20 protein-coding genes are annotated in these 20,953 nt (G+C 33.0%); 1 reads left to right on the forward strand and 19 read right to left on the reverse strand.

What is annotated here, in order from left to right; genetic code table 11:
* Positions 1-3: 3 nt before the first annotated feature.
* The 18 genes from HH304_RS15955 to corA all read right to left on the reverse strand — a co-directional run bounded on the left by HH304_RS15955 (position 4) and on the right by corA (position 17,082).
* Positions 4-420: a hypothetical protein gene (locus HH304_RS15955; protein ID WP_169683469.1), complete on the reverse strand. Its 417-nt coding sequence runs from the start codon at positions 418-420 to the stop codon at positions 4-6.
* On the reverse strand, positions 417-1,853 hold the full coding sequence (locus HH304_RS15960) for a nicotinate phosphoribosyltransferase (protein ID WP_169683471.1): 1,437 nt from the start codon (positions 1,851-1,853) through the stop codon (positions 417-419). Before HH304_RS15960 ends, HH304_RS15955 begins: the two co-directional genes overlap by 4 nt.
* Positions 1,840-2,769: an NUDIX domain-containing protein gene (locus HH304_RS15965; protein WP_169683473.1), complete on the reverse strand. Its 930-nt coding sequence runs from the start codon at positions 2,767-2,769 to the stop codon at positions 1,840-1,842. Before HH304_RS15965 ends, HH304_RS15960 begins: the two co-directional genes overlap by 14 nt.
* Positions 2,770-2,881: 112 nt before the next feature.
* Positions 2,882-3,568, reverse strand: coding sequence for an NUDIX hydrolase (locus HH304_RS15970; RefSeq protein ID WP_169683475.1), 687 nt, complete (start codon positions 3,566-3,568; stop codon positions 2,882-2,884).
* A gap of 38 nt (positions 3,569-3,606) precedes the next feature.
* A complete protein-coding gene (locus tag HH304_RS15975) occupies positions 3,607-5,181 on the reverse strand; it encodes a class I SAM-dependent methyltransferase (RefSeq protein ID WP_169683477.1) in 1,575 nt (524 codons plus the stop codon).
* Between the two features lie 205 nt (positions 5,182-5,386).
* Positions 5,387-6,217 (reverse strand): 4,5-DOPA-extradiol-dioxygenase, encoded by an 831-nt coding sequence (gene ygiD / locus HH304_RS15980; RefSeq protein ID WP_271711665.1) that lies wholly within the window; start codon positions 6,215-6,217, stop codon positions 5,387-5,389.
* 165 nt (positions 6,218-6,382) lie between these two features.
* Positions 6,383-7,228: an SDR family oxidoreductase gene (locus HH304_RS15985; protein ID WP_169683482.1), complete on the reverse strand. Its 846-nt coding sequence runs from the start codon at positions 7,226-7,228 to the stop codon at positions 6,383-6,385.
* A 36-nt stretch (positions 7,229-7,264) separates the two neighbouring features.
* Entirely contained in the window at positions 7,265-7,639 is a 375-nt protein-coding gene (locus HH304_RS15990; RefSeq protein WP_271711659.1) for a DoxX family protein, read from the reverse strand.
* A gap of 46 nt (positions 7,640-7,685) precedes the next feature.
* A complete protein-coding gene (locus tag HH304_RS21450; RefSeq protein ID WP_408631356.1) occupies positions 7,686-7,889 on the reverse strand; it encodes a YceI family protein in 204 nt (67 codons plus the stop codon).
* Positions 7,886-8,254 carry a YceI family protein gene (locus tag HH304_RS21285; protein ID WP_271711660.1) on the reverse strand — a complete coding sequence of 123 codons (369 nt, stop codon included), beginning with the start codon at positions 8,252-8,254 and terminating at the stop codon, positions 7,886-7,888. The genes HH304_RS21450 and HH304_RS21285 overlap by 4 nt, the downstream gene beginning before the upstream one ends.
* A gap of 149 nt (positions 8,255-8,403) precedes the next feature.
* Positions 8,404-9,228 carry a helix-turn-helix domain-containing protein gene (locus HH304_RS16000; RefSeq protein ID WP_169683484.1) on the reverse strand — a complete coding sequence of 275 codons (825 nt, stop codon included), beginning with the start codon at positions 9,226-9,228 and terminating at the stop codon, positions 8,404-8,406.
* 78 nt (positions 9,229-9,306) lie between these two features.
* Positions 9,307-10,317 (reverse strand): transglutaminase domain-containing protein, encoded by a 1,011-nt coding sequence (locus tag HH304_RS16005; protein ID WP_169683486.1) that lies wholly within the window; start codon positions 10,315-10,317, stop codon positions 9,307-9,309.
* Positions 10,317-11,036 carry a carboxypeptidase-like regulatory domain-containing protein gene (locus tag HH304_RS16010; protein ID WP_169683488.1) on the reverse strand — a complete coding sequence of 240 codons (720 nt, stop codon included), beginning with the start codon at positions 11,034-11,036 and terminating at the stop codon, positions 10,317-10,319. Before HH304_RS16010 ends, HH304_RS16005 begins: the two co-directional genes overlap by 1 nt.
* A 212-nt stretch (positions 11,037-11,248) precedes the next feature.
* Positions 11,249-13,519, reverse strand: coding sequence for a hypothetical protein (locus tag HH304_RS16015; protein WP_169683490.1), 2,271 nt, complete (start codon positions 13,517-13,519; stop codon positions 11,249-11,251).
* 60 nt (positions 13,520-13,579) lie between these two features.
* On the reverse strand, positions 13,580-14,554 hold the full coding sequence (locus tag HH304_RS16020) for a hypothetical protein (protein WP_169683492.1): 975 nt from the start codon (positions 14,552-14,554) through the stop codon (positions 13,580-13,582).
* A gap of 217 nt (positions 14,555-14,771) precedes the next feature.
* Positions 14,772-15,269 carry a hypothetical protein gene (locus tag HH304_RS16025; RefSeq protein ID WP_169683494.1) on the reverse strand — a complete coding sequence of 166 codons (498 nt, stop codon included), beginning with the start codon at positions 15,267-15,269 and terminating at the stop codon, positions 14,772-14,774.
* A gap of 184 nt (positions 15,270-15,453) precedes the next feature.
* Positions 15,454-15,870, reverse strand: coding sequence for an MlaD family protein (locus HH304_RS16030; RefSeq protein ID WP_169683496.1), 417 nt, complete (start codon positions 15,868-15,870; stop codon positions 15,454-15,456).
* 84 nt (positions 15,871-15,954) lie between these two features.
* A complete protein-coding gene (gene corA, locus HH304_RS16035; RefSeq protein ID WP_169683498.1) occupies positions 15,955-17,082 on the reverse strand; it encodes a magnesium/cobalt transporter CorA in 1,128 nt (375 codons plus the stop codon).
* A gap of 412 nt (positions 17,083-17,494) precedes the next feature.
* Here corA and HH304_RS16040 point away from each other — a divergent pair, with 412 nt between their 5' ends.
* Positions 17,495-18,667: an alpha/beta hydrolase gene (locus tag HH304_RS16040; RefSeq protein WP_169683500.1), complete on the forward strand. Its 1,173-nt coding sequence runs from the start codon at positions 17,495-17,497 to the stop codon at positions 18,665-18,667.
* Positions 18,668-18,788: 121 nt separating this feature from the next.
* Here the strand turns inward: HH304_RS16040 and HH304_RS16045 are convergent, their stop codons facing one another.
* Complete coding sequence (locus HH304_RS16045; RefSeq protein WP_169683502.1) at positions 18,789-20,936, reverse strand: Kelch repeat-containing protein; 2,148 nt, start codon at positions 20,934-20,936, stop codon at positions 18,789-18,791.
* Between the last annotated feature and the right edge of the window lie 17 nt (positions 20,937-20,953).

Genomic DNA, 20,953 nt, shown 5'->3' on the forward strand with positions numbered 1-20,953 from the left:
CCTTTAATTTTTACTTAACAATTCAATTACCTGATCCCAGTCTGAATTTGGGTCGAAACCTGCCTTATCCTCAAATAGCACATTGAAATAGGGCTTCTTTTCATAATAGCCATACTTCTTACTCTTTACCTCCGGATTTTCATTTACATGGTCAAAATGAATTCCGTTTTGTTCAAAATAGGCAAGGTATTTACTTATTTCATGTGGATGAGAACAAGTAAAAAGGATACTCGTCACATCTGACCGATGTGTAATCATTTGCATTGCTTCTTTTGCTCGTGGATAAAATTCGGTTGGAATTTCATCAGCTGACCAATTGGGCTTTATGATTGTTTCATGAATATCAAATGCCCAAAATGTTTTATCCCAGTTTTTCTTTTTAGCATTATCAAATGCCTTGATTATTGCTTTTGTTATCATAGTACTAAGGCTTTATTTAAAACTTTGGCATTTTCCCTGACTTCTTCGAAAGTATATTCTTTCACAACCTGGCCATCCTCGAAAACTGTCACCAGTTCGTCTTTTATTAATGGATAATCTTCTGAAGAAACTGTAATGAATTCATCACCTTGTTTGATCAGTTTCAACCGGCCTCCTTTACTTCGTTTAAAACTAGAGGTAATCTTCCCGTTCTCATCCATTTCAACAGGCCTTTTCTGTACAATTACCTCTTCTCCATTTATTTCAGCATAACTACATTTTAAGGCATATTTTTGTGTGTCCCGATCCAGCTTTTGAAGAAGTGCTCCTCCCATTCCAAGAACAAGATTTTCAGCACTAATCCCATTATTTTTAAGCGCAGCATATATGTCAATAATAGCCTCATAGTTTACACCATCGCCCTGGATAACACGAATTTGTGATGGGAGCACTTTGTATCCTTTCTCATTTACTGTAAATCCGAATTTTTCAAACAGGATATCAAAAATTCGCAACAAGGTCATAATAGGATCACCACTGTCAGGTCGAATAACCAATACCCCTTCCCTATCCAATATTTCCGCTTTCAGGTTTTCTCCCCAATATTGATCACAAGCCCTAAAAATATCATAACTATCTGATACACAAGCCACCAATCCGGTTGGAAAGGTGTTTAAAACATGCTTAAACAATTCCAGTTCACCAGATTCTCCTAAAAGTGTACAAATACTATGCTCTGTAGCCGGAATACTATTTCCATAAACCTGATCTGTATTATAAAATCGCCTGGCCAAAACAGAACCAGCAAGGGTATCGCTACCTCTGAAATTTATCAGGTGGGCACTACCTCCCAGTCCTGCGCTTTCAACACTACTAACCCCTCTAAACCCAAAGTCATTAAGCACATACTCAATCCCCGCTTCTGAACCTTCAGATGCTGTATCATTGAAAAACTGAGAGATGACTTTTTTTACTTCGCGACTAATGGTTGCTACAGTACTTGGATACCAAACCTGCATTAATATAGTCTCTAGAAAATTTGTTAACCAATAACAGTTTGGGTCTGTATTTTCAATGGTCATCAACACATTTTTTACACCAACAGCTGTGCCTTCCGGAACTGCCTTTATACGGACAGGAAGCTTTCCATTGTGCTTATCTAAAATATATTGAAACTTATCTTTATCAAACACATCATCTCTTCCAAAGACATCTTTTAGAAATGGCTCAGCTTCATCAAGATCTTGCTGAGTAAATGCCATACCTTCCAAATATTCTTTCAAAAAATACTGAAGACCATAAAAAACTGTATTATCAAACTTCCCCCCTCTGCTCTCCAGGTAACTATACACTTTGGTAGTTCCTGGATAGTAAAGTTTGTGGTGAGAATATTTATAAGCATCGGCGAGTAATATTAGGTTATTTTGTCTCATATCCATTTAGTTTTAAGGTTTCAACCTGGAAATATTTATTCAAAAGCAGCTTAAATAAATGTTCATGCTCTTTACTTATTTCATTGCTAATAATCATTTGCGGTATATCACTGATAGAGAACCACTTAAGTCGATCTATATCATCTTGTGGTACAGGCTTTCCAAACATGTAATCACAGCTAAAAAGCGTGGTTATAATTTTATCTGTCTCATTTTTGTACCTCCAGTCATTGATTTTTGATGATGTCTCATATTTCATAGGTCCAACTTCAATCTGACCGCACTCTTCCTGTAATTCTCTTTTAGCTGTTTCTTCAAAACTATCATCTGAAGGATCAGAAAAACCCCCGACAAAACACCACTTCTTCTCACTGGCTTTCCAGCCGAGTAGTATTTCTGTTTTATTATTTCTGAAAATTGCAATATCTACTGTGGCATACGTTTTAGGATATTGATTATGGTAAGCGTAAATTATACCAGCCCTAAAATCTTCTGAGCATAATGCCCGATCTCCATACTCCCCTCGCAATTCAGTAGCATTTATTTTACCATGTTCTGGAAGTTCTATAGTCTCAAACCTACCACTGTAGTAAGGAATAAAACTGTCTCTGCTGCCATATAGTAAAAATTGTTCTGTAGGAAATGTGGTAGATAATAACTCATCCAATAGCTCTGACCAATTTTGATCATTAGGTTGATCTCGTAATGGTAATACCACGATATCCGGATAGATTGATTTGATCATCTTCTCTCTGGAATGATAATCAAGAGGGTTTCTCCTGCTACCGCAAACCGGAGCGACTCCTAAAATTATTACCAACTTAGAATGGGCTGACTTTACCTTTTCAATTAAGGTTGTATGTCCATCATGTAAATATGGACTTTGAAATCGGGCGATTATTACTGCTGTTTTCATCAATAATTGCGTTACTTATACGCAAATATAAATATGCGTAATTAAAACACAAAATAATTTGTGTTATTTTTACACTAATAGCAGTAAAAACATAAAAAAAGGCTCAAAGAGCCTAGATTTCGAAGTTAATTCCTTCTTTTTTTAGTTTATCGTATTTTGGTTTATTGAATTTAAACAGATTTCCTGGCCTCCCGGCTCCTGATAATTGCTGTTTTTCATCGGTTTCTTCAAGAAAACCAAATTTCATAATCTTTTTCTTAAAATTCCTTCTATCAATAGGACGATCTAACACAGTTTGATATAACTTTTCCAGTTCAGAAAACGGAAATTTCATATCTAGCAATTCAAACCCGATTGGTTCGTAAGTTATCTTTCCTTTAAGGCGTTGAATTGCCACCTCTAAGATATGATTATGATCGAAAGCAAGTTCCGGTAGTGACTTTATATTAAACCATGCCGCATCACTGGCATCTGTATCGGCATCAAGTTCAAATACATCAGGCTTAACTAATCCATAATAAGCAACTGATACTACCCTGTTTCTGGGATCTCTATCTAACTCTCCAAAGGTATAAAGCTGTTCCAGATAGTTTATTTTTACTCCGGTTTCTTCATTAAGTTCCCGGCTCACCGCTTCTTCTAACGATTCATCATCCTTAACAAGACCACCTGGTAATGCCCATTTCCCTTTAAATGTATTGCCCTTTCTTTTAATTAACAATACGGAAAGTCCTTCATTAGATGTATAACCAAAAACAACCGCATCAACTGCGACCTTAATATTTTGAGATGTTGCCATAAAAACAAAGATAATAATTTACGTAAATAATACGCTAATTATGATATCTTTCTGGCCACGATCAATACGTTAGTTGGTGGGTTATCAACTTTTTCAAATGAAGAATTAAAAAGCTGAACCTTATTATCAAATCGATTATCAACAATCCACTGATTGGTGTAAGCATGAGTCTCCTTCCCTATTGTAAATCCGACGTCCTCTAAGGCCTCCTTCCAATCATTAATACTCCAGAAACAAAACCGTTCATGCATTTCACTCATCCAGTTATCCGTATAATCTTTGGTAAGCATGAAATCAGCAGCATCCATATACCTCAATTTGATATACTTCTTGCCCTTGGCATTAATTACAGAATATTGAATTTGATCATTCTCCTGCTTCCTAAAATCCTTGGCAAATCGCAAAAATCTAGAATATGTTGACAATTGATTTAAGTATTCAGTCAACTCTGTGTGATTAGAAAACTCCTTATCAAAATCATCATTTATGCCATCTTCTTTATTTAAAAGCATTAAAACTTCCTGATCGCCATCAACAGGACCAACCACATCCCGATTTATCCAAACACCACCAGGAGCAAGTTCTTCATACCGATTTTTGATAAACTTCAATAAATCTTCCCGGCTTCCATACGACTCAATCTCATGAGTTAACGAGGACGTATGTATTGTATTCATTGATTCTTTTTCAAATACCAATGAAGTGACAGCATTCTTTTGTGCAAAAAACACGTTTGGATTTTTAAACTCACCATTATGTTTTCGCTGAGTACAAATATCAAACAGCTGCCGTGCAACCTCTATTCCATAAAAATCAGATTCTCTTAATGCTTGTTCTTCGCTAGCTTGCTTAATCCAGGATCCGACGGCACAACCAATATCACCTATTCTTCCAGCTACTATAAACGGACTGGTATCTTTGAATTTTATCTCTGCGATTTCGTCCATTTGCCGCACATAGGTATTGTAATCTCTTGACTCTGTGATATCTCCGTCTTCTCCGATAATTGGATCTAAAAGAATTGTTTTCACTTTATCAGCTAATGAATATGTTAACCAGATCTTTCTTGATGATGTATGAATAACATCAGATTGAAGTTCGGTTTCCGAGTTTGACAATTCCTCGATTAAATCCCATGGCAATTTATGGCTATATGATTGTTTAGAATAATCTTCCAGTTCTGCAGGCAATACAGTAAACCCTAGTTTCAAATACATATCCAATACCGGTGTTGAACAGATAACTGCTGTATTTTCAGGAGTTAAGATCAATTGCTGATCGCTTTGATGCTTTATTTGCTTTAATGTGTATTCAGCAAAGTTTTCAAGAATACCAACATCATCAATTCCATAGACGTAAACAGGCAGGTTCAGGTCTTTACTAAACTCCTGGATCATCATAGCTCTTAAATAAAATGGTATCGGGTTTCTTTTTGTACCTGAATGATTTGCAGATGTAACAGCAAACACAACACCTTCTATTTTCTCGACCATTTCTAATTCGCCCCCATTGACATCTTTTAGGCCTTTGAGTTGTGAAATCAGAATATTTGAAACGTATTTGTATTGAAATGTTGTTAATAAATGGTGTCTTCCCGGAAAAAGTAAATACATAAATGTCTGGCTAAAAGTAAAAAATCTTAAATCAAATATAATCATCCATGATTAATTGATGATAAAGAAAATACATTTCCTTTTATTTATCTGTTCATAGTGACAATATTCATTCTTTAATGCCAGGAATATTTATGTGTTTTCTACTATATAAAATGCTTAGATCTGATTTAAATGTGTATTGAGTTTACTATTAATTCAAACATTAATTGCTCCCGATCCTTACAGATGTCATTGTCAATGAACCTCCCACAGGTGCATCATTGAAGATATCTATTGACTCATTTTTATCTGCCAGGGCTAAAGAATACAGCAATGGTAAATAATGATCTGGTGAAGGTATTGACAGATTAAAAGAACCTCCCTGTTTATGGTAGTTAATCAGTTTTTCGTGATCTCCATCCAGGATATATCTTTTCATTTTCTCATTTGCTTCAATAGCCCAGTCATAGCCAAAATTATCATTTAACCTTCTCCAGTCGACTTGCCTAAGATTATGAACCATATTACCACTACCAACAATCAAAACACCTTTTTCCCGGAGTTTTGCTAATTCTTTAGCTAAATTATAATGGTATTGAGCATCTTTAGTGTAATCAAGGCTCATTTGAATTACCGGTATATTTGCATCTGGGTACATATGCCTTATCACTGACCAGGCACCGTGGTCTAGTCCCCAGTTATGATCTAATTCTACCTTAGTAGTTTTAATCATTTCTCTTGTTTCCCTGGCTAAATCCGGATTACCAGGAGCCGGATACTGAACTTCAAATAATTCTCTGGGAAACCCTCCAAAATCATGAATGGTTGGTGGATTCTGCATTGCTGTGACCATTGTACCACGTGTTTCCCAATGAGCTGATACGCATAATATTGCAGTCGGCTTTTGAATTTCATTAGAAACCCGTCTGAATCCCCTGACAAATTCATTTTCTTCAATAGCATTCATCGGGCTTCCATGTCCTAAAAACAACACCGGCATTTTATCAGTCGGATCAAATGATTCAGTCAGTCTATTTAAATTTTTTAATTTCATTGCTACCCCCGTAAATGGCATCAGAGCCAATAATTTCAGAAAATTTTTGCGATCCATTAATTAATAAAATTTCTATCTACATTGGCCAAAACATACCTATGAATCAGAATAAAGTATGGCATCAAAATTAAATGATACCATACTATCAAATAAATTAATTAGCTATTAAGCTAATGCTGCATCTACATTCTTGAATAAAGGAGTTGTTGGTCTTCCTATAATTTTTGATAAATCCATTTTATCATCAAAAAGATCATTTTTTGAAGCACTAACATCAAAACCAGCATACACTTTGGCTAATTCTTCAGGTAAACCCATTTTTTTAAGTTCCTCAGTATATTCCGATTCAGACAAATTGGTATAACTAATCTGCTTACCAGTAACTTTTGATACCTCTTCAGCTAAATCGTTTAGAGTAAACGATTGATCACCAGCTAATTCATAAGTTTTACCTTTATGGCTATCATCAGAAATTACTACCGCTGCAGCTTCTGCATAATCTTCTCTACTAGCGGAAGAAATTTTACCATTTCCGGCACTACCTATTAATCCTCCGGCTTCAACTGATAGTTTTAGATTACCTGTATAATTCTCTGTATACCAACCATTTCTCAACAATGTAAATGGAATACCTGATTCATGTAACTTCTGTTCAGTTGCAAGGTGCTCAGTTGCCAGACTAATTGAAGATTGATCTGCATGAAGTAAGCTGGTATATATAATCCATTTTACACCTGCTTCTTTTGCCGCATCGATTACATTAGCATGTTGCTCTGCCCTCTTACCAATTTCATTTCCTGAAATCAACAACAGTCTGTCAATTCCAATCAATGCTTTGGAAAGGTTTTCAGGTTGATCGTAATCAAACTGTCTTGCCTCAATACCTAATGACTTAGCCTTTTCAGGATTGCGGACTAAAGCAACAAAATCAGCATTCACCTTCTTTTCTTTTAATTTTTGTACCACCAATTGACCTAGTTGACCGGTAGCACCTGTTATTCCGATTCTCATAAGATCATCAATTATAGTTTATAAACAACTTTAATTTTAATCCCACTTATTGCCGGTAGACAAAGCTCTATTTCCACCTCCGGTAAAAAACAATGATAATGCTCCAAATAAATACAATGCAGGAAGTTCGATGGCCCACCCTCCACTTTTTGTCAGGCTGGCTATATCACTTGAATGAGCGGTCAAAATGGCCACGATCATAGTAGAAATAAACAGTAAAGAGGCAATACGTGTACGATATCCTATTATAAGCATTATTGGAGCAACGACTTCCCCTAAATAGACACCGTATGCAAAAAAAACAGGTATACTAAATTGAGTCAGCAATCCTTGAAGACCATCTACTCCATGTTGTAGTTTCGCAATACCATGCAATAGCATCATAACACCTAAAGCTAATCGAAGAATCAATAAGCCATTATCAATACTTTAATCTTTTGAAATTGTCAACATATTATTATTGTTTTGCAAATTGTAAATGAACTATTAAATTAACATTTTCGGCTATTGTTGATGAAGTCGGATCATAATCCACATTATAGTCGAATCTATTAATGGTAGTTTGAGCTTTTAGTCCCAACTTTGTACCCTGTTTAGTTTCGACCTCTCCTCCATAATATGCATCAACTATTACATCCTTAGTAACATCTTTTATAGTCAGCTTTCATACAATAGGTAGTGATCTGGATTTCCCGTGGCTAATATTTTGGTGCTTTTAAATTTTATCTCCGGAAATTTCTCAGTATCGAAGAAATCCGGGCTCTTCAAATGATTATCTCTAGGCTCAACACTGGTGTTGATACTTGCTGCATTTACAGTAAAATCGAACTTGGCACCATTTAATTTATCATCATCTTTCACTAAGCTTCCGGAATATTCAGTAAATTTTCCATTTACAATGCTAATTCCAGAATGTTCTATATTAAAATTTATTGAAGAATGGTAAGGATCAACCTTCCACTGTGTTTGAGCAAATGATCCAATAGTAAAGATCAATACTCCCGTTAAAGTCATTAACTTTTTCATTTTCTAAATTTTAGTTCAATTATCTCTTATTGATTTTTTGATATTACAAAGGTCTATTAAAACCATAGAGTCCCGGTAATACAAATCGGAAGAGTAATTGTACTTTTAAGAAATTATGAAATGCTTATTAACATCAGAGGAACGATCATTTAAATAAGTTTCCTCATTTCCTTTCTAAATTCTGATGGGGTCTGCCCCGATTTCTTCTTAAATACTTTAGAGAAGTACGCTTTTTCATTATAACCAATTTCATAAGCTATTTCTGAAATATTCATATCTGTACTAGCCAACAGGTTTTTGGCTTCTATTAACTTTCGGGTTTCAATTATTTCAGAAACGCTTTGTTGCAGAATTTTCTGGCTTATAATGTTTAGATTTCTTGATGACATAAAGAGTTTTTCAGCATAAAACTCAACCCCTTCCTGCCTACGATAATTCTCTTCAAGTATTTGTAAAAAATTTGAAAATGTGACATTATGATCAGAATCATTCTGATTTATATCCTGAGATTTATTCTTTTCTGTCTCTACCATCATAAATAAAGCTCTGAGCAAATGCTGAACAATGCTTAATTCAGGGTTTTCCTGCTTTAATTCTTCATCGATCAACTCACAAATATTGACGAATCTTTTAAAACAACGAGTGTCATTTACTTCAATATTTGCCGAATTATGAAAAAGAGAATATAAATAAAATGTAAGGTCAGGAAGTAGTTCACTTTTGAAGCGTATTCCCCAAAGCAAACATTTGCCATTAACTTTTCGAGGTACCACTCTATGTACTTTCCCTTTGGTTACAAAGCTCACATACGGTGCTTTAATAACTTCTGATTGAAAATCAATGAAGTGCTCAAGTTCTCCCTCAATGCCAATCAGTAATTCCTCGAAATCGTGGTTATGAGGGTCATCAGGTGAAGAAGATATTTTATCTGCATCAGATTCATCTACTTTAAATATATGGATGAGTTTTTCCAATGGTTTTAATTTAAATCAGGAAATATACTTAACGATGTACAGCTATATATGATACATAATCATAAGTTTCTACTAATCTTAAATTACATCAACCACCCAGGTGACAATATAATCTTTTCCTGCTTTCAAATGAAAATCATACTTTCCTTTACTTTTCAATGGCACTGATAAAGTAAAATTGTCATTCCCATGATCTGATATTACAGGTGTTACAGATATTATCTTACTTCCTCTAACTAACTCAATACTTAGATCATCAAGCTTTTTGTTTGACTCCCATTTAATTGAAACTGAGAACTTCTCCCCCTTTTCACAACTGTTTTCAAATCTGGAGGGATTCACAGGCTTTATTTTATAACTAAAAGCATTTTTGTAAACCAGCGGACCATTTAAAAATGATTCCAAAGTGAGATAATTGTCAGTTAGAAGCCACGTTGAATCTAGTGGAAAATGACTCTTTGCAAACAAATCCGGATCGGCAAGAAAATAACCGTCATTATATTCTTTTATAAATTCTTTTTTCTGAGGATTAATACTTCCGCTTGACCAGGTTGCATCACAGAGATACCAATTGCCATTTAATTTTACAGCATTCCATGAGTGATTCGGAATGCCTTCTCCCCCAATATTTGCACCTACAGTTCGGCCAAATCCATTTATGACTCTACAGTCAATATCTGCTAATTTTGCTAATTCACTAACAAGATATGCATAACCGGTACAAACAGTTATTTTATCTTTTTGAAGTCTTTTCAGGACTTTCACCCTGAATTCATCATTCCAAACTTCTAATTCACCTGGCTTACTTATTAATTTTTCCCGCTTTCTTTTATTTAAAAGATAATATCCATAATCATTCTCGATATTCTGACAAACCCAGGTATATATAGATCTGAATTTTTCATGTTCTTCAGATAAATGATTTGTCAAATTGAATGCCAACAAAGGTAAATTATCGATATCATCCCCGTTATATATAGCTGCAATGCTGTCAGCTTTAGTATAATCAAATTTAGAAGACTCAAAATTCTGAGCAAATAAATGATGCCCGCAAATAATAACGGCAAATAATAATCCTATTCTCAGCATTAAAATAAGTTTTTAACTCTATCCCAAAAAGATGCTTTTGATTCATACACCATATTTACATCCACTTCACCTGTTATATCATATTCCATCTCCTTTATTTCAATTTCTATAGAAGATGAATTGGAAGGATTATCAATTTTGCGTTCACTGGATAAATAACCGACGGTACTAAAAACCAAAACATCTCCTTCTTTAACTCCTGATAACTCAAACTTACCTTCTATATCGGTCACTGTACCCCTACTCGTTCCTTTAATAAGAACATTAACTGCAGGTATACCCTCACCACTATTATCCTTTACAATACCATAAACGATAAATTCTTGTTCTGAACAATCTACAGTACTTTTAATTTCAAGATTGTTACTTTGAATAAGTTCAATCTTAGATTTTAGCTTATTATTTTCATTTGCAGTTAATGGTTTACTCAGGAGCATAAGTGAAAGTCCCAGAAAACCAGTTTTCAAAAATCCAATATCAGGAAACCGAAACTGCTTAGAAGGATTTTCATAAGTTCTTAATTGTTTTGATGAAAATCGACCACATGTCTTAGTTGAATTTGATTTAAAATACCGAACAATCTCTGTATCAGACATATTGGTAAAGTCGATTACATTTTTTTGACAGGACTGGCAAAAACCACCATTATTAGTTGGTGTAAAGTTTTCAAATTTCTCTGCACATGGATTTGAGATGGATATATTAAAATGTTTTTTCATAAAAGATTCTTTTTTTAGATGATGCAGAAAAAAATAAATTCCATAAAAACTTTAAAAAATAAATCTAAACTTAATTACCAATTCCAATTATTCAAATAAAAAAAGTCCATAATCATTATCATGGACATTATATTATACCACTTATAATAGATCTTTCAATTATGAATTCGCTTCAAATTATTATATATTTTTATAATAATTCTAATTAAAATTTACCCAATGATTAACTTCTTATCCTTCCCACCTTCTTTGTAATCAATACTAAAACTTTTCTGAATTACCTTTTCATCAAATGTCATTAGCGACTCCATGTCAAGAAGTAATCTGCCAAAAAATCGTAACCCAAACGGGGTTTTTAAAGGAGTCTGGGCTATTCCTTTCATGATTCTTTTAAACTTAGCTTTATCATAATAGGTATCAGAAAACTTTATAATATCTTCGAAATCAGCAACTAAACTATGAATTGTCTTATTCAAATTACTGATTCCCAATATTTTCGACACTTTATACCTGGAATAATATTCATAATTAGTTTTTGGGTCTTCAAAATCGGCTAAATCTTCAAAACCATTCTTTATTAACATATCCATTAATTGTTCTGCAGCAAAAACTTCAGACCTCCAATCATTTTTAAGGTATGTCATCCAGAATAATTTGTATAATATTCTTCTTTTTTCAATTTGATTTCTAGTATCAAATTCAGAGCCTTTATGTCTAATTTGATGCATTGCACCTGCTAAAGCAAGAGGTACCAGATTATTTAATGCGTTTTTAAAATATGGAATGAATTCATCAAAATCACCCATACCAACATTTAGACTTAGAGAATATTTTACATCTTTGCCATTACCTTTTAATACCTCATCTGAAATACGTTTAAAGTTTTGTTCAATTGAACTAAAAGGAATTATATCCCAGGTTGCAGCCCAATCTAGCATATCGTACAGCTCTTCTTCTCTGGTTTTTCTTTCTACAGATTCAAAAAATAAGCCTAGCGTATAATCAAACTCCTTAACCTTAAGATCGGCCTCATTATTTAGAAAATTGGGCATTGAGGCATCAAAATTTATGCGGTATAAATCAGAATTCCCTCCAAATGTTGTCTTCTTAGTCACTTTATTACCATACGCATTGACTTTAAATTGCCTTTTTGTATTCTTAATAGTTTCAATTTTCTCTTCATTAAACTCCCGGGTTATTCTACTACCAATATTAAAATCGCCAAAACTCAATTGTATTCCCAAAGAAATGTTTTCCTTTTTAACATCTCTTTTTAAATACTCTAATACGTTAAAAGACTTATTATCCTTCTCATAAGCTTCGATTAACTTATTAATTTTAAGTCCAATAAGATGTCTATGATGTTTTTGAAGATTTTTTGAGTCTATTTCAATCTGAAGAATTGCTTCGCCATTGTTAATTCTGCTATAATCATATGCAATTCCTAATGCCAGTTTTTGCTTTAATATTTCAACAAATTTGGATTTTGCCTTTTCCTTTAACTTTTCAAACTCTTTTGTAAATCCTTCAATACTTAATTCTGTTTTGAACTTTAAAAGATTAGAGGCTTTTGCAATTAACTCCTGATCTTTATCTGATAATCCTGAATCAATCTTTTTAATTAACGGTTCAAATACTTTATCATCAATCCCTACAAAAAACTGATTAACTAAAGAGTCAATTTGACTATTATCATCAATAGAAGCTTCAATTCCAGCCTTTATCCCTAACTCGACACTTCTATTGATACTTTTTGTGAGGCAAACTTTGTACTTATCCTTGCTAATTTTGATAATAAACAATTCAAAATCATCTTTAAGATCTACTCCCAATTTTACAGAAGCACCAACATCCGCTTTAATATTTAACTGCCCTGTAACATTCAGAATCTTCGAAATTACATCTACAGATCCTGTAAGAGCTTGTGCGTAGGTCACCTTAGCATCCAATGAAAGGCTGCCTCCTACCTTCATAACCATTGCTTCGTTTACTTCAAGTTTATCCAGATGTTCTTTACTAAACAGATGTCTGAAATTTTTTAAATCATCTATTATTGACTCAGAAACTTTTTTATCAGAAGAATGCAGTCGATAACTTTGAAATTGAAAATATCTTGAAACATCAACACCAAACCCCAAACTACCTAGTTCAACAGTTGGTAAGTTAGCTTTTAACTTACCTTCAAGAGTGTATGCTAATAAGGCTTTATCTAAATAAATCTTTTCATGATCAGGCCAATGCTTGAATAGGTTTTTCCCCGGATTATCAATTTTATCATCATCAATTTCATGGTCTTCAATATGATTGTATAAATGAATTTTTATACCTCCTGTGGCGCTCACATTGAAAATCACATCACTACCCATTGGTAGACTCAAATCTTTACTTTTCATCTCAACAGTAACAAGTTGAAAATCAAGGTCCTGATTATTAAGTGGATGACCAATATCAGGCAGTTCCGGTAATTTTGAAGTTATGTCCATAAGAGTAATATTTTGAAGACCAAATCAGGTTATATAATATTTTTAATTATTCATATTTTCTTATTCATTTGCTCCAGGCCGTTTCCCTACTCCTCTGATATTCACCAGTTTATTAAGTAAGTCAAACCAAAATGGGGCTCCTAAAGAAACAGCAAATCCACTTAATAGTATGCCTATTAGTTTAATAATAAAGCCTCCAAAACTATATACTGAAGATATTGAATTTACATGTTTGGAATTATTAAACTCCCATCCCAGAGGTAGTTGATAAACATTTACTGAATCAGTATATGCCTTAATAGCATTAAGCTTTGTCTCCAATTCTTTAATATCAACATTAGTTGAATCACCATTTTCATTAGGGAGAGATTTTAATTTATTAACAAGTGAAATATAAGACTCGTTTTCTACTGATCTTTCTGCCGCCAGCACTAACCTTTCTCTAAGAGTATCATTCTCATATAGATATTTTGAAACCATAAATAGATCTGCATTTGCTACTAAACAAACTCCTACAGATATTCCAATTATCCATGGACGTAACTTACTTTTATACGTGCCAGAAACACGTTCCATACAGTTATCAAACCAGTTTCCGATATCACTCCTAACCTTTTGAAGCTCGCCTTTAGATTCAGAAATGCTTTGTAAAAGACTAAACTTTAAATCATCAGGAAGCTGTTGAGATTTTTCTACCGCGGTCTTTAAAGAATGATGAGTGTAGGGTGAGAATCCATGAGTCTCCATTTGGATATTCTCAAGAAATGCTTCGACAAAATGCTTTGTAGGAATGTAGGAAGGTTTTCTACTCTTTTTGACCAGTCGTTCAATTAAGGAATGCTTAAGTATCTTATCCCCTAAATCAATGCCTTTTCCCTTATTATTTAGGGTATCCTTTACCCAGGATTCCAAATTTTCGGATCTAAATTTAAGGGCTGAGGATAGAAACTCCTGAATTGAAGAAACAACTATACTTAGTATAAAAAATATAAATACCAGACCTATTATCAGGTCTAACAAGTTTAATAAACTCATACTCATCTCAACTAAAAATGACTATTTGCATTTATGTATCTGGCTTTCAATGGCTCTAATACAATATAAAAAAATAATGATTATTAGTAAAATTACTGGTAAACTAAATGTGAAAAATATATAATAGTCTTCTTTCATTCCTGATAAAGACATCAACAAGGCTATTTATGGCTTTTTAGAAATGAAATAATGAAATGGGTTTTATAAAACTTTATAGTTAGGCTCCGGCAATTTGGTTAGAATGAGTTATTTCACCGAGTAGTGATACTGGTCTTCCTGCAACAGTGGAGACTATACCTGCCATTGCATAAAACTCTAATCCTTCAGGTGTTGTTGAAGTATTGTTTTCATCAATTTGATATTGATAATACATAATACCGAAAGAAACAGTACTATAACCAAGTGGAGTTGGTAATTTCCGAATTCTTTTTCTGTTTCCGGTATCATCTTCATTTCCTGCAGAACTTCCTTCATTCCACCATTTATGATATGATTCATTATAGAAATCAAGTTCCAGGAAATCCATCCAGCCTCCACTGGTCCAGATTTTGGAATTTCTGTAACGCAATGACCAATGATCCGGATGGTGATCTTGTTCTACTAATAAAACCATAGCTGTATCAAAAGATTCAGCTACGCTTGCATAGTCAAACTGGATATTCATTTTACCCGCTCTTTCCTTGTGAATAATGAAATTTTCGATTGGAGTAGCCATGACCATAAAATTTTAAATACTGACAAATTTTGTATTTATAATATAGGCTTAAAAAGTGTGCCACTCAATTCCCAAGCTTAGGCATTTTAAATTTTTATAAGTTATTTATATTATTATTTCAATAAAAATGTGGATTCATTATCTATATTAATACACTGTTCAAATTGTACCCTCGCAACAAAATTTATTCACCAATCAAATCCTTAATGTAATTCTTCCCTTTTTCAATCATTGAATCTAGTTGAAAGCTATTTTCTGTTTCAATAAGATTAATTGTATCACCGGATTGATAGTATTCATCGCCTTTTCCCAATGTTACCGAAATTCCTTTGGTACCCAATAAATCCCTGCTCTCAACATTAAACCTGGTATCTGTTGCTAATCTAGGAGTTTCGTCCAGGTTTAACTTGATAATGATCTCTCCCTCATTATTCATGCTTATATCATCAACCTCTCCAATTTGAAAGTCCTTAACCGTAACAATAGATTCTGTGGTTAATCCATTTACCTTACTTGTTTTAAGATAAATAGTCTTTTCATTTTTGAAACAGGCAGTTACGAACAATAAAACAAGTATCGACATTAATAAACGATTAGTCATATTTATTGTTTTTTGATTCAAGTACTTTATATCAGTTAGAATTATTTCTAAGTCTAAGTCTAAATTGATTTTTAAATGCGTTTTTCATATCCATCTTTTCCTCTTAAAGTAAATAACCATAAGAATTGAAATGAACAACATAATCCCCAAAATGATAAAATACCCGTTTTTATAACTCAGCTCAGGCATGTTTTCGAAATTCATTCCATAAATTCCAGCAACAAATGTTAAGGGAATAAATATTGTTGCCACTGTAGTCAATACTTTCATTATCTCATTCATCTTTTGACTTAAGGAAGCAAAATATATATTTGTAAGACTCTCAAGTGTCTTTTGAGTATTGTCAATCTCATCAATTGCGGAAGATGCTGTATTAATAAGGTCTTTAAAATACCTTACATTTTCCCGACGTATCAATTCGGTTTCTTCATTAAGAATATTTAGTAATACCTCTTTTAATGGCCCTAGGGCTTTTTTAATAATTTGAGCAACCCCTTTGAGATTTTCCAATGCCAAAGTTGTTTCTTCTGAAGGCTTTCTTAATATCTCCTTTTCTAATAAAGAGCATTCTTTATTCATTTCATCTATAGTAATAAAATAGTGATCAAGAATAGCATCAAGCATCTGGACGAGCAAATAGTCTATACTCCGCTTTCGAATATAGCCTACCCCTTCTATAATCTTATTTCTAATACTTCCAAAATGATCACTTTTTTCCTCCTGAAATGAAATAAGATATTTATCTCCCATTACAAATGACATATGTTCAATTAATACCTCGCCATTTTCACCTTTTAAGGGCGATTTAACATTGAGAAACAAATAGTTATCATCGATCTCAATTTTAGGTCGTTGTGTGGTATCTAATATCTGGCGTATAACTAACCTTTCCAGCCCATATACTTCTCCTATCTTTTCAATTTTTGAAACCTCATGAAGCCCATGAAAGTTCAACCAAATATTTTCACTAGAGTTTATTTCCTTTAGTAACGAATAATCATTCAATTCATTATTAACATTAAAATTCTCTAATGAATAAGTATATATCTGGGAATTTACCTTTTGAACTTTCTTTTTACCTATAAAAGTAAGTTCTGCCTTTGCCTTCGCTTCTGATTTCTGATTAGTGTAGAAATCTTGACCTATACCCGTAATATTTTGTAAACCCTTAAATAATAATTTATCCGGACGAAGAAATAATTTTGATTTCATACTAAAAGTTTTCATGTATCCAATAAATGCTATTGTGATATACTATATACATAGCTTAAATACTTATAAACTAAAGTATAAATCTAAAAAAACATACCAAAAAAATCAGTTACTCCTGGTTAAGGAAATTTTTTAATGCAAAATACCAATTAATTTCTTTACATTTAATTTCAACCTACACTTATAATACAAAAAGCTAATATTAACAGATTATTAGTTTTACATTTTTACATCTTAGTATATTAAATTTTCCTTGGATTGCAATAAAGACTCTACCGGATTAAAATTTATCCAATCTTTCTTAAACTCATTTAAAATTCAACCAGCAAAAATTCGATTTATATTAATCAAGTGTCTACGATAATGTATAATTTGGATGACTATTACTCTATTAGCTTATATCTACCAACCAATGATAATACATAATTCAATTTTTATTATTCTCTTTTTCTTTAGTTTGAATGCCATCGGACAGGAGATCGCTACTGTTAAGTCAGAAGTAATTCATTCTGAAATTTTAAATCAGGATAGGGAGATATTGATATACCTTCCTTTTGGGTATAATGAAAATACTTATTCCCATTATGACGTAATCTATGTGTTTGATGCTCAAAACAGAGAACTATTTGATTATGTTCACTCCGTCCCTGGTTTCTTAAATAATACTGGACGATCATTCATAGTAGTTAGTATAACATCATCATATTATGAAGAAACGGATTATGCAAGAAATCATGATATGCTTCCTCCTCCACGATATACAGAGCCATCAGAGTTTTATGGTGGATACTCCGGAAATGCTGATAACTTTATTTCATTCGTTGAAAAAGAAGTTATCAACCACATTGAGTCAAAATATCGAACATTAGGTAATAGACTAGCAATTGGTCACTCATTAAGTGCATCACTCATTCTTTATTCCTTGATCTCTAAAACTGGATTGTTTGATGATTTTATTGCTGTTTCACCCAACCTGGCCTATGACAAAGAAAGACTGGCTGAAGACCTGATAAACTTTAATTATTCAAAATTACAAAGCCCTACTTTTATCTATACAAGCCAGGCGAATGAAGGAATTAATTACTGGAAAGAATGGAAACCTGCATTTGAGAAAGTGAGTACATTTCTTTCTGATTCTTCCAGAAAGAACATCATTTATTATCACAAATCATTTCCAGATAATAATCATTGGAATACCTATATTTCAAGCATAAATGAAGGTTTGAGGCTTTATCTGGACTTTTATAGCAAAAATTATATTTCCAGGTTGTCAAATGAAACAATTCCATTAACCATTCAAGTGACCGTTCCAAATAAAGAAGATTCTGTATATATAACTGGTAATCAGGAATCACTGGCAAATTGGACGCCTGGTCAAATATTGCTTAGTCATAAATCTGATTTGGTAAGAGAAATAACTGTAAAAGTTAAAATACCTGTGGAATTTAAAATAACAAGGAATAAAGACTGGATGACTGAAGCCTACATTAGAGGCAATGAATTCATGGGTAACATTTCAATCATTGATAAAAATATAAACACTATAAAATTAGAAGTGCTTGATTGGAATGATTTGATGGAGTGATATGATAATAATAATCATAAGCCAGGTAATTATTGCTATTTAAAAAGTACACATAAGGCTAAATAAGAAAAGCACCGGAAATTCATCTGGTGCTTTTCTATAAATGAATAATAAGTTGATTTTATTTTTTAATAAATCTCTTAACGATCAAATTCTCGTCAGTCATTATATGCAAAGTATAAATCCCTCCTTTTAGTGATTGTACATCAAAACTAACAACTTTATCTATATCATAATTGTTAATTTTCTTGATCATTTTTCCTTCTAAATTGTAGATTTCAATAGAAAACTCAGATTCTATAAATCCTGAAGGCAATTTCACAGATATTCGATCTAATACAGGGTTTGGATAAACAATAGTATTTTCAGTCAATAGATCATCAATACCTGTAATCAAATCATCATTTACATCTAATAAATTAATGGTAATTATTGCTTCATCGAAATTGAAGACTTCACCATCTGAAACCTCGATTGTTAAAGTAAATGAGGTAGTCTGCTCATAATCCAAGGCTTCAGGGTTATTTACTAATAACTGATTACCTTCAATTCTAAACGTACCATTGTCATTTCCATTGGTTATCTGGAAAGTTAAATCATCATTTTCAGGATCTGAGGCAGATAATTCTCCAATTAAGGAATTAGCTTCGGAATTTTCATTTATTGTGAAAGTAGCATCTTCAATAGTAGGAACTTCATTAATATTTAATACGTCAATAGTAATAGTTTCCTCAATCGTATTAACTTCATCAGTTATCTCAACTACTAAAGTAAACTGAGTGCGAGATTCATAATCAATAGCAGCAGTATCAATAACTATAATTTTTCCCTGATTATCAATTGTAAATGAATTACCAATATTACCAGATTTAATTGTATAAGTCAGATAATCCCCTTCCGGATCTTTATAATAAAGGTACTCGACAATATGGTCAGGTAACGGATTTTCATAAACCTGAAATGCTGTAGGTCCATCAAGAACAGGAGCTTCATTTATATCTCTAACATTTATTTGAAATGTTCTAAAATAACTGGCACCTTTGTTATCAACAGTTTTCACATAAATATCATAAACGAAATCATCTTCCCAATCTGTTGAAACATTGATTATCAATTGATCTCCATCGATAGTAAATAAAGAATTATCTTTATCCATTATACCATCACCCTCTACAAGAAAATATTCATGAGTATCTTCAACATCTGCATCAACAGTTGTGAATGTCCCAATTACTGCACCAACTGAATTATTCTCATCAATAACAGTATTTGAAAGATTGATATCAGTTGGAACTGAATTTTGAATTTCAAATGTATTTAAATCATTGTGATAAGTCGTGGTAAAGAATCCTGTATAACCAAAACCAAAATAAGCTTTGGAATCTATAACAAATGAAATACCATTTGGCCTTGAATCAGAAGAGGCTATATTGAAAATATCTCCCTCGCTAGTAACATTATTGGTAAAAGGATCATATTTCACCACTGTTTTCTTATTACCATATGCAATATAAGCTTCTCCAGCCAGAACAAATGATGAGGCATCATTTATACCTAATGAATAATCTGCGAATACCTTTTCAGTCCATTTACCAGTAGACGGATCAAACTCTTGCACATCGCTGTATTGGAAAGTCCCCCCGTCATATGAAACTCCACCGATTAAGTAACCTTTGCCGTTTAATGCAAAACCTGTTGCTGATTGTCTTGGATCACCAGAAAAAGCACTTGTTTGACTCCATTGGTTGGTTGCTGGATCATATACCCAAAAATCACCTAACGGCCCGTCAGTTCCTCTTCCGGTTCCGACATAGGCTTTACCATCAATTACAAAAGCAACTGCACTGTTACGAGCTACTCCACCAAAATCAGCGATTGAAGTCCATTCGTTATTTACAGGATCATACTTGTAAAAATCTTTAAGGTAATTTCTAGATTCATCTGAACCTAGCCCAACATAAGCATACCCATCGATAACAAAACTTACAGCAGACCTTCTGGCTACACCAGGAAAATCGGTCATTTGAGTTGTGTTATTGGTTGTAGGATCAAATTTCCACAAATCCTTGTAGTAGGTAACACTTCCGCTATTACCCAATCCGATATATCCATATTCTCCTATTGAAAAAGAAATGGCATAGGCCCTACCGGCTATATCAGTAAGAGTTACAGATTCAGCTTGTTGATTGGTATTTGAGGCAAACGTTTGGGTTGAAAAATAATTTAGTAAGAATGATTGAAATAAAAATAATAGTAAAAGTTTCTTCATAATTAATTGGTTGATTG

The organism is Marinigracilibium pacificum, from assembly GCF_012926615.1.
Classification (GTDB): Bacteria; Bacteroidota; Bacteroidia; order Cytophagales; family Cyclobacteriaceae; genus Mangrovivirga; species Mangrovivirga pacifica.

Bases quoted from the DNA above. Each gene is read 5' to 3' on its own strand.
- HH304_RS15955 (WP_169683469.1), bottom strand. From the start codon at position 420: ATGATAACAAAAGCAATAATCAAGGCATTTGATAATGCTAAAAAGAAA.
- HH304_RS15960 (WP_169683471.1), bottom strand. From the start codon at position 1,853: ATGAGACAAAATAACCTAATATTACTCGCCGATGCTTATAAATATTCT.
- HH304_RS15965 (WP_169683473.1), bottom strand. From the start codon at position 2,769: ATGAAAACAGCAGTAATAATCGCCCGATTTCAAAGTCCATATTTACAT.
- HH304_RS15970 (WP_169683475.1), bottom strand. From the start codon at position 3,568: ATGGCAACATCTCAAAATATTAAGGTCGCAGTTGATGCGGTTGTTTTT.
- HH304_RS15975 (WP_169683477.1), bottom strand. From the start codon at position 5,181: ATGTATTTACTTTTTCCGGGAAGACACCATTTATTAACAACATTTCAA.
- ygiD (WP_271711665.1), bottom strand. From the start codon at position 6,217: ATGAAATTAAAAAATTTAAATAGACTGACTGAATCATTTGATCCGACT.
- HH304_RS15985 (WP_169683482.1), bottom strand. From the start codon at position 7,228: ATGAGAATCGGAATAACAGGTGCTACCGGTCAACTAGGTCAATTGGTG.
- HH304_RS21285 (WP_271711660.1), bottom strand. From the start codon at position 8,254: ATGAAAAAGTTAATGACTTTAACGGGAGTATTGATCTTTACTATTGGA.
- HH304_RS16005 (WP_169683486.1), bottom strand. From the start codon at position 10,317: ATGCTGAGAATAGGATTATTATTTGCCGTTATTATTTGCGGGCATCAT.
- HH304_RS16010 (WP_169683488.1), bottom strand. From the start codon at position 11,036: ATGAAAAAACATTTTAATATATCCATCTCAAATCCATGTGCAGAGAAA.
- HH304_RS16015 (WP_169683490.1), bottom strand. From the start codon at position 13,519: ATGGACATAACTTCAAAATTACCGGAACTGCCTGATATTGGTCATCCA.
- HH304_RS16020 (WP_169683492.1), bottom strand. From the start codon at position 14,554: ATGAGTTTATTAAACTTGTTAGACCTGATAATAGGTCTGGTATTTATA.
- HH304_RS16025 (WP_169683494.1), bottom strand. From the start codon at position 15,269: ATGGCTACTCCAATCGAAAATTTCATTATTCACAAGGAAAGAGCGGGT.
- HH304_RS16030 (WP_169683496.1), bottom strand. From the start codon at position 15,870: ATGACTAATCGTTTATTAATGTCGATACTTGTTTTATTGTTCGTAACT.
- corA (WP_169683498.1), bottom strand. From the start codon at position 17,082: ATGAAATCAAAATTATTTCTTCGTCCGGATAAATTATTATTTAAGGGT.
- HH304_RS16040 (WP_169683500.1), top strand. From the start codon at position 17,495: ATGATAATACATAATTCAATTTTTATTATTCTCTTTTTCTTTAGTTTG.
- HH304_RS16045 (WP_169683502.1), bottom strand. From the start codon at position 20,936: ATGAAGAAACTTTTACTATTATTTTTATTTCAATCATTCTTACTAAAT.